Raw genomic sequence first — 15,976 nt, forward strand, 5'->3', positions numbered from 1 at the left:
CGTCCCGCCTGTCCCGCCCGCTCCGCCGGTCCTGCCCGCCGCCTCCGAGACCCCCGAGGAGGCGGTGCTGACGGCGCTCAAGCGCTGGCGCGAGGACGCCATCGCCCGCGAGGCACCCGGGATCGGCCAGCTGACCGAGACCCACCTTCGGCTCGTCGCCCGATCGCGCAAGAGCGAGGCGGACGAGCTCAGGGCGACCTTCGCGCCCGTCGTGCGCCAGTTCGCCGACGACATCGCAGCCGTGGTGGCCCGCACGCTCGCGAGCCGCACCGAGGAGGCGCCCTCCGCTGGACCGGTCGACTCCCCGGCACCGGCGTCGCCCCCGGCGACGGAGCCGTCGGCGCCCGTCCCGCTCGCGACCACCGCCCCGCCCCGTCGCCCGCCATCGACCCCGCCTCGTTCGCGCCCTACGCCTACGGCGGCTCCGAGGGCGTGCCGACTCCGCTGCGCGTCACTCCCGGGCCGGAAGGGTCCCTCCGCGCCGTCTGGTCGGACGCCGATGCGAGAGCGACCGCGGTGTTCCGCGTCGTCTCGGCCGACGAGCACGCCCCCTACTCACCGGACGACGGTCACCTCGTCGCGGCGACGGTCGAGACCGACGCCCTGGACGAGCGGCCGTTCACCACCGCGGTGCGGCACTACCAGGTGTGGCGGAACGTCGGTCGCGATGTGCGCGACGCCGTCCTCGCGCAGCCTTCGCTGCACGCCTTCGGCGCCGTGGTCGCACCGGTCGTCGATGTCGACGTGCAGGAGGACGAGGGTCGCGTGATCGGCCGCTGGAGGGCTCACGGCGGCACTACGCGCGTGCAGGTGTTCCGGGTGCCCCGATCCCGCGGCGCTCTGACCGTGGGCGATCCGAGCTTCAGGATTCTCGTCGACGAGGCGAACCTCGGCGGCTTCGTCGACAGAAACGCCGTGCGCGGGGAGAAGTACCTCTACCAGGTCTTCGCGGAGGCGGTGATCGACGGGGTCCCGCGCCTCTCCGCCCCCACGGCGGTGCCGATCGACATCCCCAACGTCCACGAGCCCGTCCTCGATCTCGCCTTCGAGCTGCACGACGACGCCGACGCTCCGTTCTTCGACCTGTCGTGGACGGTCCCGCCGGGGGGCGACGTCGTCATCTACCGCACGACGGCGCCGCCGAGCGCCGGGATCGAGCGCGAGATCGTGCCGGAGACGGTCCTCCCGCAGGCCAACCTCTCGACCGAGAGCCGGCTGGCGCATCCGATCACGACGGACGGCACCCGGGCCTCGATGCGCGACGTGCCGTGGCCGCGCGGCTGGACGCGGGCGTACTTCACGATCGTCGTGCTCATGGACGGCCAGGCGTTCGTCGGTCGGACCGTGCGAGGGGTCCGTGTGCCGCCGGTGGCGCAGCTCCGGATCGTCGAGCGCGTCCAGAACCAGAGGATCACCTTCGAGTGGCCCGACGGCGCGGACGTCGTGATGGCCTACCGCTCGCCCGTCGGCCTTGACTCCGCACTCGCCGTCCAGGGAGAGCCGAGGGAGATCTCGAAGTCGGAGTACTTCGATCGCGGATCGCTGGAGTACCGCACCGGCGGGCTCGATCCGCTCGGCTGCGAGCTCCACCTCGTGGCCGTGGCCTTCGACGGGGGCAAGCGCGTGCTCAGCACGGCGCGGAGCGTCGTCTATCCGGGCCTGCTCCGTCTGTCGTACCGCTGCGTGGTGAAGCGGACTCTCATGGGCCGCTACTCCGCGACGGTCACCCTCACCTCCGAGCGGGCTCTCGAGAGCTCGCCGCCGTTCGTGCTGGTGCACAATCCCGAGCGGTTCCCCCTGACCGTCGGCGACGGGACGCCACTGGCCGTCGTGCCCGACGTCGACGACGTCGTCGCACCGACCCGTCGTTTCGTGCCCGCGGCGATGGCCCCCGGCTCCGAGCAGCCCGGCTGGCGCACCGATCCCGCGGCGTGGCAGCAGGACGTGCCGCACCCGACCGGCTACCTCCGCCTGTTCGTCGACCTCCCGAGCGCGGTCCTGCGACGCGTGGCTCTGCTCGACCCGCCCATCGAGACCCTGCGGGTGCAGAGCCTCAAGGAGAAGGTCGGCGGCTTCCAGAACAGGGCGCGCGGTGGCTGAGCAGGGCGGGGCCGGCGGTCCGCGGTGGAGCCAGGCGACGTACACGCTCGACCAGGGCTGGCGGGTCCAGCTGCAGGCGGGCGAGCCGACGCAGGCCGAGATCGGCTTCGTCACAGCCTCCGCCGTCACGAGCTTCGGATCGCACGTCAGGCTCTCGGACTTCCCTGCGGCGGCGGAGCTCGAGGCCCGGCCGCTGCGCCTGATGCACCTCGCGTCGGTCGACGGCTCTGCGGTCTACCTCCAGTCCTCGGAGGCGGGAGCCGACAGCACGGGGCGCCCCGACAACGTCTACAACCACGTCGTGTTCGACAGGCGGCCGCACGAGCCGGAGCCTCCGCTGCGGCCCGTCGAGCTCTGGCGGTCGCCGGACCTCCTGACGCCCTTCTCGCACCTCGAGGTCGCTGCCGCGCGACTGCGGGCGGCGGGGATGCCGCAGCGCGGCGCGGTCGTCACCCTCGACTCCGTCGTCTCGTTCGTGTGCGACCCGAGCACCTGGCGCGCCGGCGTCCTCTCGGTCCTGATGGACGCCTCCGTCGCCGCGCTGCGCGGAGGGCCCCCGGTGGTGCTCATCGCGGACTCGCAGGACACCGGAGCGCTGTGGCTGGGGTCGGTTCAGCGTCTCATGGCGCCCTCGACGGCCCGCACCCTCTCCTGGTCCCTCTACGAGCGCGCAAGCAGTCTCGGAGCGGCGTGGGCGAGGGGCGTGCACATCGCCGTCGTACCGCGGATCGACGTCGGCGAGCGCTCGGCGTTCGCGGGCGCCGTCGTGATCGACGAGGCCGAGATACCGGCGGTCGGCCAGGCGGGCGGTGAACCCCATGTCACGGCGGCGGGCAGCGAGGTCGCTGCCTCGAACTGGTCGGGAGCAGCGCAGATGGTCCTCGTCGACGACGAGGTCGCGCGCCGAGTGCTCGTCGTCCTCGACGAAGCGGTGCTGCGGGTGGGCGACCGGGGTCTCGCGCCGGAGTGGCCGCTGGCCATGGCGGTCGTGCTCCTCGGCGACGAGACGATGGATGCGCGCGACGAGGCCTCGCGGGTGCTGCTGGACGCCTCGCCCGACGGCATCCGCCAAGACCTCGACCTCTACGAGAGGACCGTCGCGGTCGTCTCCTCGTCGATCGGCTCGACCACATGGGGCGTCTGGCGGGAGCTGGACGCTCGCGACACGAGGTCGTCTCTCCTGATCCGGGAGCTCATGGGGTCGGCCTACCTCGAGCGCTGCGTGTCGGACGCGGAGTGGCTGCTGAGGGACGAGGGCGTCCCGCTGCCCGACCAGGCGCTCCTCGACGCCGATCGGGAGCGGCTGACGGCGCTCGCCGAGGCCGCGATCGCCGACCTCGCCCGGCCGGTGGATCCGCGTGAGCCGGTGACGTCGGCCGTGCACGCCCTGCGACTGCTCGACGTCGTCGTCCGAGCGGGCCTGCTCGGCGCTGACGTCGGCCGGACGGGACCGGCGACGGCGACCCTCCTGCGCACGGTCGCCGAGCTCCTCGTGGGCGAGCGCGGGATCGCCGTCGCTGCCCGGGCGGGCGTGATGAGCCTCCCCCTGCGCGAACGGCTGATCGTCGAGCTCGAGGCCGTGCCGGTCCAGCGGGAGCCCGTTCCCGGGGGCGCCGCTCCTGAGGAGGTCCTGCGGTGGCTGGCCGGCGACGGACAGCTTCTGCCGTCGATCAGGGAGCGGATGAGCGGGCCCCTCACGGCTCTTCCGCCGGTGCAGCTGTCCCTCGCGATGCTGCTCCTGCGCGAGGGCGTGCCGGTCTCTGGGCTGACGGCGACCGTCGCTTACTCGCTCCTGTCCGAGCACGCGGTCTGGGAGCAGATCCCGGCCGTCGACCGCCGCGCACTCGTCCGGGCGGCCGCGCTCCCGGGCGCGGTGCTGCCCACCGAGTTCGCTGCGCTCGAGGAGGAGTTCGGCGGGCAGTTCCCCGAGGAGTTCGTCGCCGCCGCCCTCGCCTCGGCGCCGATGGGTGATGCGCTCAGCGGGCTGGCCAGGCGGGTGCAGGTTTCGCGACCGGGGCTGCCCTCGGCGCGGTTCGCGCTCGTCCGCCTCGCGATGTCGCAGTCGGCGACGGGGGAGCTCGTGCCCGCCCAGCACGTCCTCGAGCTGAGGGACGCGGTCGTCGCCATGCGCGCCGCCGCCGCGCCGGCCCCGGTGGCGGTCGACGTCGGTCCGCGCTACCTGGCCGCCGTCGTGTCCGTGCTCGGCGAGGTGCCCTTCAGCCGGGAGTGGCGGCCGTCTCTCGAGCGGGTGCTCCGCACCGAGGCGGCGTCAGGCGACGCACGGCGAGCCGCGGCCGCCGCCACGACGCTCTCCTTCCTCGCCGCTGAGGATCCGGCGGACCATCTGGACGCCGAAATCGCCCTCATCCGCACGTTCAGCGACGCCTCGGAGGGTGCGGAGGAGCGCCTGCGGACGCGACTCGAGAGCGGGGCGCAGGCGCCCAGGCACGCTCTCGGACTCGCGAGGCTCGCCTTCGTGACGTCGGACGACTTCCCCGACCCGTCGTTCGTCGACCCCCGAGCGCATGCCCTCGCGGCGCTGACCGTGTCCGACGGGGCCGGCCGCACGATCCGACTGCTCGATCGGCCGCTCCGCGAGCTGGCCGCCCAGGGCGACCTCGATCCGGGGGCGGTGACCGCCGTCCTCGTCGACCAGCTCAGGGCGGTCGTCACCGTCCGCGGCGCGGTGGGCGGCGACAAGCTCCTGACCGCGATCGAGCGCTCCGCCAAGGTCTGGCAGCGCGAACTGAAGGGTCCGCGTCCCCGCGGATCGTTCCGCGACGGACTCGCCTCCTTCCTGACCGACCGAAAGGAACGCTGATGCCCAGCTACATGATCACGGGCGGAGCCGTCGTCACTCTGAGCGACAGGCCCCTCACCGTGCGCCTCCAGATGCAGGCGGGGTCGGCGCGTCTGGACGCGGTCGTCGCGGGCGGGCCGCTGACGACCGCCGTCCGTCCGAGGCCGGACCTGCTCATCGTGCCGAGGGTGACAGAGCGCACGATGATCCGCCTCGTGCCGATCGGCAGCGAGCTCTTCCCCGCCGGTGCGGTCGCCAATGTGAGCGTCGGGATCGACGACGCGCGGTCCTCCGACCCGGAGAGGGCGGTCGTGCCTCCCCTCGACCTCGCCGGCCTCGCCGAGCGCGAGGTTGTCATCCTCGAGCCGGGCGGCGACGGGGTGCAGGTGCGCGGCGCCGGGATCTCCGAGCGCCGGTACCGGCTGAGCGGAGTCGCGGCGGAGGCGCAGGTCGCGACCGTCGGGATCCTGGGGGCGCAGGAGGTGTCGCCCACGAGCGCCCTGCACGTGGTGGTCGCGCTCGACGGCTCGGCGTCCTTCCGCCGTTTCGCCGAGGACGCGACCGCCGCCGATCCGTCCACGGCGGAGGCGGTCGTCGCCGTCCTCGACGGTGTCGCCTCCGTGCTCTCGACCGAGAGGAGGCGCGGAGCGGCGGTGGTCGGCGCGTCCGTCGCCTTCCGTGCCGTCCCGCCCGACGAGCCGGCCGAGCGCGCGGTGATCTCGGCACTCCGGGAGGCGCCGCGCTCGAGCGGAGTGCGGTCGGGTGCCCCAGCGCTGAGCGGCTTCGCGGAAGGGAACACGGTCACCTACGTCGTCACCGACGCGGTCCCCGCCGACATCGGCGCCTTCGAGGCCGCCGACGAGATCGACGGCGAGGCCCGACACCTCGTGGTCATCGGATCGCGGTCGGCCTGGCAGCTGCAGACACCGCCGTCGACGCCGCACACCTTCATCGAGACCGATCCCGCGGGCCGGAGCCTGGCCGAGGCGTTCCGGAGCGATGCGGAACTGCTCCGCCGCCTGGTGCGCTCCCTGCTCGCCGGCTGCTTCGCTCCCGGCACGGAGCCCTACGCGAGGGTCGGCCGATGACGAAGTGCCCAAGCTGCTTCTCGCTGATCGGCGACGCCTCCTTCGCCTGGATCTGCACGACGGGCCGCTGCGCCCAGACGCTCGATCCCGACGCCACCCGCTACGCGCACGAGGACGTCATGACGGGGACGCGCTATGCGCTCGTCCGCCCGGCGGACGCCCGCAACTGGAGCCCGCCCACCGGGCTCGAGTGCCCCGAGTGCCGCGAGCCCCTCTCTGACGCCTGCCCGAGCTGCCACTGCCCCCTGCCGAGTGGGTACCGCAGCGGGCACGCGACCTGCATCGCGATGAACGGAGCGCGCGCCACCGGCAAGAGCCTCTACATCGCCGTGGTCGTCAAGCAGCTCGCAGAGATGGCGCAGCGGCTCGGAACTGTGCTCCAGGCCGCGAACGACGAGACGCGCCGCACCTACTCGCGGGTGTACGAGGCCCCCCTCTTCGAGGAGCGGGGCCTGATGGCTCCGACCCCTCGGTCGCAGAGCGCCGACTCGTACCAGAGGACGCCCCTCATCTACAGCCTTGGAACGATCCGCGGGGTGCGGCGCTTCATCGTCCTGCGGGACGTCGCGGGCGAGGAGATGGAGGAGCCGCCCGCGCGCGCGGGCCATCTGGCGTTCCTGGCCAACGCGGACGGCATCTTCTTCATGTTCGACCCGCTGGCGGTCCCGTCGGTGCGCGACAAACTCGTCGACGTGATCCCCGCTCAGCGCGGGTCCGGCGTGAATCCGCTCACCGTTTTGAACAACCTGATCACCCTGACGGGCGGCCGGCTCAGCCGTCTCGCCGTGGTCCTCTCGAAGTTCGACGCCGTCCAGCGCCTGAGCGAGGTCGAGGACGTGGCCTGGTCGTCGGTGATGTCCAACGCGGGATCCGCGATGCTGCGCGAGCCCGACCACGCCGCCCCGTCCTACGACACGGTCGACGGCGGCCTGCTCCACGAAGAGGTGAAGAGCCTGCTCTACGCGATGAACGCGGGGCCGATCGTGCTGACGCTCGAGAACCCGCACGAGGGCAGCCCGATCGATCACCGCTTCTTCGCCGTCTCCGCTCTCGGCGAGTCGCCGGACGGGCAGCAACTGAACGCGAGGGGCATCGCGCCTTTCCGCTGCCTCGACCCGCTCAAGTGGACCCTCGCCCGCACCGGCGTGCTCGCCTGAGCCGCCGACCTCCGCCGCACCCGACCATCTCGACAAGGAGAACACCATGACCATCAGCCTCAGCAAGGGACAGCGCGTCTCCCTCCTCAAACGGGAGGGCGGAACGCTGACTCGGGCCCACATGGGTCTCGGCTGGGACGCCAAGACCGTCCGCGGCTTCTTCGGCCGCGAGAAGGAGCAGGAGATCGACCTCGACGCCTCCTGCCTGATCTACGACGCCTCCGGGCGGTTGATCGACCAGGTCTGGTTCCAGCAGCTCGTCAGCGCGGACGGCGCGATCCGCCACACGGGCGACAACCGCACGGGGGCCGGGGACGGCGACGACGAGAGCATCGTCGTCGACCTCCTCGCTGTGAATCCAGCGGCCCAGACGCTCGTCTTCGTCGTCAACAGCTACTCGGGCGAGAACTTCAGCCAGATCGACAACGCCTTCTGCCGGATCGTCGACGCCTCGAACGGAGTCGAGATCGCCCGCTACGCACTCTCCGGCTCCGGCAGCCACACCGCCCAGATCATGGCGAAGCTCGTCCGCGACGGCGCTGGCTGGACGATGCAGGCGATCGGCGAGCGTGCCCAGGGTCGCACGATCCGCGATCTGCTGCCGGCCGTCGCCCGGATCCTCTGACCTCACCTCCACCACCGCTCCACCACTGCACGACTCAACGAAGGAGAACCACACTCATGGCCATCAGCCTCAGCAAGGGCGGGACCATCTCGCTCACCAAGGAAGCAGGACCTCGCGGACTCACCGCGATCACCGTCGGCCTCGGGTGGGACCCGGCGCCGCAGGGCTTCGGCGGCACCACCGACCTCGACGCATCGGCGCTCCTCCTGGACGCCTCCGGTCGCGTCGTGCAGGACTCGGACTTCGTCTTCTACGGGAACCTGGTGCACTCGAGCGGAGCAGTGAGCCACCTGGGCGACAACCTCACCGGCGAGGGCGAGGGCGACGACGAGCAGATCGTCATCGACCTCCTCGGCGTCCCCGCCGGAGTCGAGTCGGTGACCTTCCTCGTGAGCATCTACGACGCCGAGAAGAAGGGTCAGACCTTCTCGTCGATCGCCAGCTCCTTCATCCGGGTCGTGAACAACGACGGCGGCACCGAGCTCGCGCGCTTCGACCTGGGCGAGGGCGCCGGGTCGACCAGCACCCTCGTCTTCGGCGAGGTCTACCGGGACGGTGCCGAGTGGAAGTTCCGTGCGCTCGGCGACACCTACGACGGAGGTTTCGAGGGCACGCTGCGCCGGTTCGGCGTCAACGTCTGACGTTCCTTTCCGCGGTCACCGGCTCTCCGGTGGCCGCGGACACTCGGCGGCCGTCGATCTGCGATCCGCCTCAGTACGACGAGATGGGAAGAACATGCTCAAGACCTTCGGATGGTCCTACGCCGTCACCCTCGGGGGAATCGCGCTCGGGTTCCTCTACGGCGGAGTGGAGGGCATGGTCCTCGTCCTCATCCTCTGTGTTCTCGAGGTGTCGCTGTCGTTCGACAACGCTGTCGTGAACGCCGGGATCCTCGACCGGATGACTGCCTTCTGGCAGCGGATCTTCCTCACCATCGGAGTGCTCATCGCCGTCTTCGGCATGCGCCTGGTCTTCCCCTTCGTGGTCGTCGCGGCGACGGCGGGGCTCGGCCCCGTGCAGGCGGTCTCTCTGGCGATGGAGCAGGGCGACCCGGAGGAGCCGGGCAGCTACGGCTACATCCTGCACGAGGCCCACCCGGCGATCGCCGCGTTCGGCGGCATGTTCCTGCTCATGCTTTTCCTGAACTTTGTCTTCGACCCGCGCGAGCGCCTCTGGATCCGATGGGTCGAAGGACCCCTCCAGAAGCTCGGCAGGGTCCAGAACATCCACGTCGTCGTCGCGCTCGCCGTCCTGGTGTCGGTGGCGGAGTTCCTCGCGCCCGATCCCGCTGTGGTCCTCGTGTCCGGAGCGATCGGAACAGGCGCCTTCCTGCTCGTGAACGCCCTCGGCAAGGTCTTCGAGGAGCAGGTCGACGACATGCCGGAGCCGGGGACGACGAGCGCGACGGCGAAGGTGGCCGGAAAGGCGGCCTTCTTCCTGTTCCTCTATCTCGAGGTACTCGACGCGAGCTTCTCGTTCGACGGCGTGATCGGGGCCTTCGCGATCACCTCCGACCCGATCCTGATCGCGATCGGACTCGGCGTCGGCGCGATGTACATCCGCTCGCTCACGATCCATTTCGTGCACCGGGGGACTCTGCGCGAATTCGTCTTTCTCGAGCACGGCGCACTCTGGGCGGTGGGCGCGCTCGCCGTCATCATGCTGCTGACGGTCTCGATCGAGATCCCCGAACTCGTCACGGGCCTCATCGGCGTCGTCTTCATCAGTGCAGGATGGCTGAGCAGCATCGTGGTCAACCGTCGTGTCGCAGCCACGGAGGCCCACTCCGCAGAGGTGCGAGAGGCGGTCTGAACCCATGTACCTGCAGCACTTCGATTCGCTCTCCTCCGACCAGCTCGACCAGCTGTTCGAAGTCCGGCCCGGCCCGATCCCGCTCGACTCCGTCACGGGAGAGCTCGGCCAGGCCCTCGGGGCGACGCTCTACCTGCCCGGTGACCGCCCCTGCCTGGTCGACGACGTCCTGTCACGGCGCCGCAACGGTGCGCAGTGTCTGGTCATGGACCTCGAGGACGCCGTCCGACCCGAGTGCCGACCGGAGGCGGAGGCGGCGGTCATCGCCGCGCTCGCCCGCCTCTCGGCCGAGGCAGCCGACGAGCCGGGGTCCGAGCGTGCCCTTCCCGCGGTGTTCGTGCGTGTCGCCGACGCCGACGGGATGCTCCGTATCGCACAGGCGCTCGGCCGCGCCGGATGCGCCGACTTGACGGGTTTCGTGCTGCCGAAGTTCGAGGCGGGTGAGAGCGGCGAGGCCGCGTTCGCCGCCGTCGCCGGAGCCGAGGAGGCCGCCGAGAAGCGCTTCTTCGTGATGCCGGTGATCGAGGCCGTATCGGTCGCTCACCGCGAGACGCGATCCGCTCAGCTGCTGGCGATCCGGCGACTGCTGGACGAGCACCGGGAGTCGGTCCTCTGCGTGCGCATCGGAGCGACCGATCTCGCGTCGGCCTTCGGGTTGCGCCGAGACGGCGAGTCGACGATCTACGACGTCCGAGTCGTCGCCGACGCCATCGGCGACATCGTCAACGTGTTCGCCAGGGAGCGGCCGTGGGCTTACCCGGTGTCGGGCGCTGTGTGGGAGCACTTCAGCAAGCGCAGCCGTCTGCAGAAGCCGCGGCTGCGGGAGTCGCCGTTCCTCGAGCGCGACGCCCCCCAGTACCGGCGCGCGCTGCTCGACAAGTGCCTCGACGGCCTCATCAATGAGATCGAGCTCGACAAGATCAACGGCCTCTCGGGCAAGACGGTGATCCACCCGTCGCACGTCTCCGTGGTCCACGCGCTGAGCGCCGTGAGGCACGAGGAGTTCTGCGACGCCGTCGCCGTCTCGGCTGCGAGAGATCGCGGAGGCGTGCTCCGCAGCGCGGCGGAAAACAAGATGAACGAGGTGCGGCCGCACACCGCCTGGGCCGACCGGGTGCTGCTGAGGGCCGCAGCCTTCGGCGTGCTGAGGCCGGATCTAGGCTTTGTCGACCTGATGATGCAGCTCGATCGGATCAGCCGGTGACCGCAGCGGGCACCTCCTCGGTGCCGCTGGCCGTTGCGTTGCGCGACAACCCCCTCCGCAGGCAGCTCCTCGTGAGCTCGCTGCTGGGCAAGCACGTTCCCGTCGCGCCGTCAGTGGTCCGCGGTGCGGCGCAACGGCTCACCGAGCTGGTCGAGGACGCGGTCCGAGCGGCCGGCCTCGAGCCATCGGAGGCGGTCGTGCTCGGCTTCGCCGAGACGGCGACCGGCCTCTCCGCAGCGGTCGCCGATGCTCTCGGCGCCCGTTGGGACGCCCACTCGACGAGGTATCTCCTCCCCGGCGACGTCGCCGACGGTGCCTTCGAGGAGGTGCACTCGCACGCGCCCGGTCACCACCTCCTGGCGGGGGCTCTGCCACCGGGGCAGATCGGCGCACTCATCCTCGTCGACGACGAGGTCACCTCGGGCCGCACCGTCCTCGCGCTCGCGCGGCTGCTCCTCGAGGAGCACCCTGCGCCGCTCGTGGTCGTGGCCGCGCTGCACGACTCGCGGTCCGCCGAGCGCCGGGCTGCCTGGGATGAAGAGGCAGCCTTGCTCGCCGCCCCTGTGAGGCTGGTCGCGATCCACGAGGTGCCGGAGGACTTCGTCCCCTCGGCGCTCGAGGGGCTCGTCGGCAGCGGCGCGGCCGCCCCCGTTGTCCTCGCCTCGCCGGCAGCGGCGATCAGGAGGATCCGCGCGGAGGTGCTGCCCACGCGCTCCGCCCGGGGATCCGGGCGTGAGGACCGTCGGCGTCTGCGCGAGGCGGTTGCTGAGCTGGGCGACCGCGTCCTGCAGAGCGAGGGACTCGCCGAGCTCGGCGCGGAGGACGAGATCCTCGTCCTCGGCACCGAGGAGTTCCTCCGTGCACCGCAGCTCCTCGCGGAGCACCTCGAGGGCAGGACCGCCGCCCGCGTCCTCACGAGCTCGACGACCCGCTCGCCGGGCCTCGTCCTCAATCACCCCGCGTACGGACTGCGCTCGGGCATCGCCGTGCGGATGGACGTGGCCGGCGAGAGCGCCGCGCTGCGGTTCGCCTACAACCTCGCCCGAGACCCGAGAGGACTCCGCGTCGTCGTCGTCTGCCACGACGAGTCCGTCTCGCCCGACGGCGACGCCCCGGACGCCCTCCCCGCGAGCCTCGCCCGGTCGTCCCGCGTGATCGACGTGCTGATGGCCCCCGCCGACGAGGCGACAGCCGGGCCGCCGCCCCTTACCGGTCCGGACTTCTCGTCCTACCGGGCAGACGACGTCGTGTGGCTGCTGACCGACCTCTCCGATCGCGCTCTCGAACGGCCGCGGGAGGAGCGAGAGGACCTCATTCAGACAGGCCGGCGGCACTACTCCGAGTCGCTGCCGATCGAGTACGAGCCCACTGCCCGCTACCTCGAGGCCTACGAGCACGCGCTCACCCGAGGGGCGGGCGCCGTGGCCGAGGGGGTCGCCGCGCTCGGCGTCGAGATCGAGCGGCGGCACGGCCCGCACCCCGTCCTTGTGTCGCTCGCGCGGGCCGGGGTACCGATCGGCGTGCTGCTGCGCCGCTGGTTCCTGGCGAGGGGCAATGAGGTGCCGCACTTCGCGATCTCGGTCATCCGCGACCGGGGGATCGATGCGGTCGCGTTCGATCACGTGATCGCTACGGCTGCTCCCGAGTCGATCGTCTTCATCGACGGCTGGACCGGGAAGGGCGTGATCGCCTCGACGCTGCGGGCCGCCCTGGCGTCGCACCGGTTCCCGCCCGGCGGCCGGGTCGCACCCTCGCTCGCGGTGCTGAGCGACCCGCTCGGCGTCGCGGACATCCGGGCGACCCGCGACGACATGCTCGTGCCCTCGGCCTGCTTGAACTCCACGGTGTCGGGACTTGTCTCGCGCACGGTCCTGAACGACGAGCTCATCCGTCCGGGCATGTTCCACGGCGCGAAGTTCTACCGGCACCTCGCCGCGGTCGACCGCTCCGAGCAGTTCCTGGAGGTGGTGCAGGCGCGTTTCCCCGCTGTCCCGCCCTCGCCCGCGACGTCGGAGCCGACGGCGCTGGGAAGCGCCGACGCCGAGATCGAGCGGCTGCTCCGGCGCCACGGCGTCCGGGACCGCAACCTGCTGAAGCCGGGCATCGGCGAGACGACGCGCGTGCTCCTGCGCAGGGTCCCCCGACAGGTGGTCGTGCGGTCCGACGCCGCCGACTCCGTCGAGCACCTCCTGGTCCTCGCCGCCGACCGCGGTGTCGAGGTCGTCGTCGACGAGGCCATGCCGTTCGCCGCCGTCGGCATCATCGCGCGGGCGGAGTCGCCGTGATCGCCGCATTCCTCGACCTCGACCGCACCCTCATCCACTCGGCGACCGCCGCGGAAGGCGTCATCGACGCGCTCGCGGTCGTCGAGCGGATCGACGGCCGGGCCTCCGCTTACGCACCGCCGACCCTCGCCCGCGATCTGATCGATCTCGCCTCCCTGGCGGCAGTGGTGCCGACGACGACGCGCTCGGTGGCGCAGCTTGCGAGGGTGACACTGTTCGACTCGGTGCCGACCCGCTTCCGGATCGCCGCCAACGGAGGGGTCCTCCTCGAGGACGGCTCGCCGGTCGAGGCCTGGTCGCGCCGGGTCCTGGACGCCGTCGCGGCCGGCGGGACGAGCGTCTCCCTGGTCAGGGAGCGCACGGCCGCACTCGTGCCCACCGCGACCGTCCGCATCGTCGACGGCGTCTTCGTCTATGCGGTCCTCGCCGCGGCGGACCAGGCGGAGGCCGCCCGCGGGCGGCTCCTCGCTTTCGCCGAGGACATCGAGTGGCGGTGCAGCAGGCAGGGGAGAAAGGTCTATCTGGTACCCCACGCGGTCGAGAAGTCGACGGCGATGTCCGAGGTCGCCCGCCGGCTCGGAGCGGACCTGATCCTCGCTGCCGGGGATGCGGAGCTCGATCGACTCATGCTGGGTGCCGCTGACCACGCGGTCGTCCCGGCACACGCCGATGTCCTGCGCCCGCCGGGCGTCGTCGCGACGCTCTCCTCCGGCCCGCACGCATCCACGGAGATCGTCCGTCGGCTGCGGGATCTCGCCGAGCGGCACAGGCGGCGTGCTTCGGCCTTCGACCAAGACAAGGAGACACGATGGATATCGGCGTCTGGCTGAACTTCCTCGCGCAGAGCACCGCGCTGCTGATCGGGTGCTATGTGATCGTTGCGGTCGTCACGGGCCTCGCACTCGCCTTCCCCGCGGGCGTTCCGCGATGGGCAGCGGTCACGATCAGCGTGCTGGTCCCGCTGGTCGGACCTCTCGTGCTCATGGTCGTCGTCGCGGTCCGACGGACCCGGCGACCCCTGCGGACGGGCACGCAGGCGACGCCCCCCGCGCCGGTCACGGCCGAACCGGCAATCTCCGCCCCGTTCGGGATGAACGACACGTTCGATCCGTTCGGCGCCTCCGGCCCCGATGTCTCCGGAGTCGCTGCCACTGGTCGCGGTGCATCACCGTTCGGCACCGCGCCGCCGCCGAGCACGCCGTCTCCCTGGACGGGTGCTTCGGGCGCGTCGGCGTCGCCGTTCGGGGTCCCGAGCCACGACGCCGTGGCCGGTGCTGCCCCTGCGCAGACCGCGTCTGCGTCGATCGCCACTGCGCGCGCGCGACTGGCCTCGCGGACCGCGGCCGTGCGCGCGACGCACCGCCCCCTCACTGTCCTCAGGCTCGTGCTGCTGGCAGTACTGGTCCTCGCGGTGTCCGGCACCGGATCTCTGCTGCTCGTGGGGTGGTTCACCTTCGACTCCCGGATCGTGCCGCCTCTCAGCGTGTCCGCCTGGGGGACCGGGCTCGACGTCGCCGTGATCGCTACTGCGGCAGTGCTCGTGGTCGTCCTCGTCCGGGCGTGGTGGCGGCCGTCGCGGGCGGCGGCGGTCGCGGCCGCTCTGGTGGGCGGTTGCTGGACCTTCGCGTCGGGCTCGGTCCTCGCCCTCGCCGCGCCTGTCACCGAGCTTCTCGGCGACATCGGGGCGATCTCGTACGACCTCGGCGACCTGCTCGGATCGTTCGGCCTGACGGGGAGCGCCGGCGTGGTGGAGCTCCCGGAGGGAATAGACCTGAGTGCGGTCGGCATCGTGGGGCGCACGGTCGACCTCCGGGCGGTCGACCTCGCCGCTCCGATCCCAGCGGCGACGCTCGAGCTCGGACCTGGCTGGTTCATCGCCCTGGCGGTCGGGCTCGTCGTGATGCTGTGGTCGATCGTCGAGGTCGTCGTCGCCGACAGGGGCGTCCGCAACGCGTGAGCGCGGCGGTCATCCTGCTGGAGGGAGCGCCGAGAGGCTTCGGCGACCCGAGGCGGCGTCCGCCGCCCCCTCACGAGCGGAAGCGGCCGCCTCGCCGGAGCGGTGGAGGGGTGGAGGCGGGGCGGAAGGGCTCGAAGGTCGGCCCTGTCGACCGGTCGAATCAGGGCGAGAGAGCGCCCGCCCGAAGCACGGGTCGCGGACGAGGACTCCGGTCGGCGGTCTCCGAGCCCGGCCAGGCTGGCGATGGTCTTCCTGCGGTCCCGGTGAAGCTTCCGCCAGCTGACCGAGTGGCGGGGGTGATCTGACCGAGCGCTGTCAGATCGGGAAGACCCTCCTCCTCGAGTCGGGCACTCACCAGTGCCTTGTCCTCGCCGACGGTCGACCCGATGACGGCGTTCGCTCGGACGACACGTTCGGAAGAGAAAGATTCTCGGCGAGAGCAACGTCGGTGGAGTCCAGTCTGGCCTGAAGCTCGGGCGGCGTTTCTCGGTGCACCGTGCCCAAGAACGGTGTCGGTGGCTTTCGAAGTGCGGCGGTACAGCGGTGTGTCCTCGACGGGAACGCCCTCACGAAGTCGCAGCCGTCCTCCTGCAGTCCTCGCTCGACGAGGGCGCCCATCTGCGAGTCGTCCTCGACGACGAGGATCCGGGGCATCAATGCGCGCCGGAGGTGCCGAGCAGCGAACCGATCAGGAACGTCGCCGCGAGAGCGAGAGCGCCGCCGGCGACGATGCGTTTCATCGGCCTCAGCGCCGGACTGCCGCCGACCCGGGCGCTGAGGAACCCGGTCGCGGCGAGGGCGATCAGCACCACGGCGAACGTCACGGGAACCCTCAGCTCCGGCGGCGGGAGCAGGATCGCCAGCAGCGGCAGCACGGACTGATCCTTCGGCTTCGGCCGCGCCCAGTACGTCACCGGCGAGCTCGCTACGCCCGGCAGCGAATGAGCG

General features: G+C 71.7%; 12 protein-coding genes and 1 pseudogene. 11 read left to right on the forward strand and 2 right to left on the reverse strand.

The window, feature by feature from the left end:
* The coding region (locus tag C5C56_RS18165) for a hypothetical protein (RefSeq protein ID WP_219813889.1) at positions 1-363 on the reverse strand (363 nt) is incomplete at its 3' end.
* Between the two features lie 69 nt (positions 364-432).
* Between C5C56_RS18165 and C5C56_RS11665 the strand changes: the two genes are divergently transcribed.
* The 11 genes from C5C56_RS11665 (at position 433) to C5C56_RS11715 (ending at position 15,028) form a co-directional block, all read left to right on the forward strand.
* Positions 433-2,100, forward strand: a complete 1,668-nt coding sequence (locus C5C56_RS11665; protein WP_104319641.1) for a hypothetical protein — start codon at positions 433-435, stop codon at positions 2,098-2,100.
* A complete protein-coding gene (locus C5C56_RS11670) occupies positions 2,093-4,921 on the forward strand; it encodes a hypothetical protein (protein ID WP_104319642.1) in 2,829 nt (942 codons plus the stop codon). Before C5C56_RS11665 ends, C5C56_RS11670 begins: the two co-directional genes overlap by 8 nt.
* Positions 4,921-5,988, forward strand: coding sequence for a hypothetical protein (locus C5C56_RS11675; RefSeq protein ID WP_104319643.1), 1,068 nt, complete (start codon positions 4,921-4,923; stop codon positions 5,986-5,988). The genes C5C56_RS11670 and C5C56_RS11675 overlap by 1 nt, the downstream gene beginning before the upstream one ends.
* Positions 5,985-7,145, forward strand: a complete 1,161-nt coding sequence (locus tag C5C56_RS11680; protein WP_104260777.1) for a hypothetical protein — start codon at positions 5,985-5,987, stop codon at positions 7,143-7,145. Before C5C56_RS11675 ends, C5C56_RS11680 begins: the two co-directional genes overlap by 4 nt.
* Positions 7,146-7,191: 46 nt before the next feature.
* Positions 7,192-7,770 carry a TerD family protein gene (locus C5C56_RS11685; RefSeq protein ID WP_104260778.1) on the forward strand — a complete coding sequence of 193 codons (579 nt, stop codon included), beginning with the start codon at positions 7,192-7,194 and terminating at the stop codon, positions 7,768-7,770.
* Positions 7,771-7,826: 56 nt separating this feature from the next.
* Positions 7,827-8,411, forward strand: a complete 585-nt coding sequence (locus tag C5C56_RS11690) for a TerD family protein (protein WP_104260779.1) — start codon at positions 7,827-7,829, stop codon at positions 8,409-8,411.
* Between the two features lie 94 nt (positions 8,412-8,505).
* Positions 8,506-9,582: a DUF475 domain-containing protein gene (locus C5C56_RS11695; RefSeq protein WP_104319644.1), complete on the forward strand. Its 1,077-nt coding sequence runs from the start codon at positions 8,506-8,508 to the stop codon at positions 9,580-9,582.
* Between the two features lie 4 nt (positions 9,583-9,586).
* The gene (locus tag C5C56_RS11700) at positions 9,587-10,786 is read left to right on the forward strand and encodes an HpcH/HpaI aldolase/citrate lyase family protein (RefSeq protein WP_104319645.1); all 1,200 of its coding nucleotides are present in this window, start codon (positions 9,587-9,589) and stop codon (positions 10,784-10,786) included.
* Positions 10,783-13,071 carry a phosphoribosyltransferase domain-containing protein gene (locus tag C5C56_RS11705; protein ID WP_104319646.1) on the forward strand — a complete coding sequence of 763 codons (2,289 nt, stop codon included), beginning with the start codon at positions 10,783-10,785 and terminating at the stop codon, positions 13,069-13,071. Before C5C56_RS11700 ends, C5C56_RS11705 begins: the two co-directional genes overlap by 4 nt.
* Entirely contained in the window at positions 13,068-13,901 is an 834-nt protein-coding gene (locus C5C56_RS11710; RefSeq protein WP_104319647.1) for a hypothetical protein, read from the forward strand. Before C5C56_RS11705 ends, C5C56_RS11710 begins: the two co-directional genes overlap by 4 nt.
* Positions 13,880-15,028, forward strand: coding sequence for a hypothetical protein (locus tag C5C56_RS11715; protein WP_104319648.1), 1,149 nt, complete (start codon positions 13,880-13,882; stop codon positions 15,026-15,028). Before C5C56_RS11710 ends, C5C56_RS11715 begins: the two co-directional genes overlap by 22 nt.
* 653 nt (positions 15,029-15,681) lie before the next feature.
* On the opposite strand, the pseudogene C5C56_RS11720 reads toward C5C56_RS11715, so the two are convergent.
* Positions 15,682-15,906: pseudogene (locus tag C5C56_RS11720) on the reverse strand (VIT1/CCC1 transporter family protein); the annotation flags it as partial.
* Positions 15,907-15,976: the final 70 nt, after the last annotated feature.

The organism is Rathayibacter sp. AY1D1, assembly GCF_002932635.1.
GTDB lineage: Bacteria > Actinomycetota > Actinomycetes > Actinomycetales > Microbacteriaceae > Rathayibacter.

Excerpts from the sequence above, each read along its gene's own strand:
- C5C56_RS11675 (WP_104319643.1), top strand. The coding sequence starts at position 4,921 with ATGCCCAGCTACATGATCACGGGCGGAGCCGTCGTCACTCTGAGCGAC.
- C5C56_RS11680 (WP_104260777.1), top strand. The coding sequence starts at position 5,985 with ATGACGAAGTGCCCAAGCTGCTTCTCGCTGATCGGCGACGCCTCCTTC.
- C5C56_RS11685 (WP_104260778.1), top strand. The coding sequence starts at position 7,192 with ATGACCATCAGCCTCAGCAAGGGACAGCGCGTCTCCCTCCTCAAACGG.
- C5C56_RS11690 (WP_104260779.1), top strand. The coding sequence starts at position 7,827 with ATGGCCATCAGCCTCAGCAAGGGCGGGACCATCTCGCTCACCAAGGAA.
- C5C56_RS11695 (WP_104319644.1), top strand. The coding sequence starts at position 8,506 with ATGCTCAAGACCTTCGGATGGTCCTACGCCGTCACCCTCGGGGGAATC.
- C5C56_RS11700 (WP_104319645.1), top strand. The coding sequence starts at position 9,587 with ATGTACCTGCAGCACTTCGATTCGCTCTCCTCCGACCAGCTCGACCAG.
- C5C56_RS11715 (WP_104319648.1), top strand. The coding sequence starts at position 13,880 with ATGGATATCGGCGTCTGGCTGAACTTCCTCGCGCAGAGCACCGCGCTG.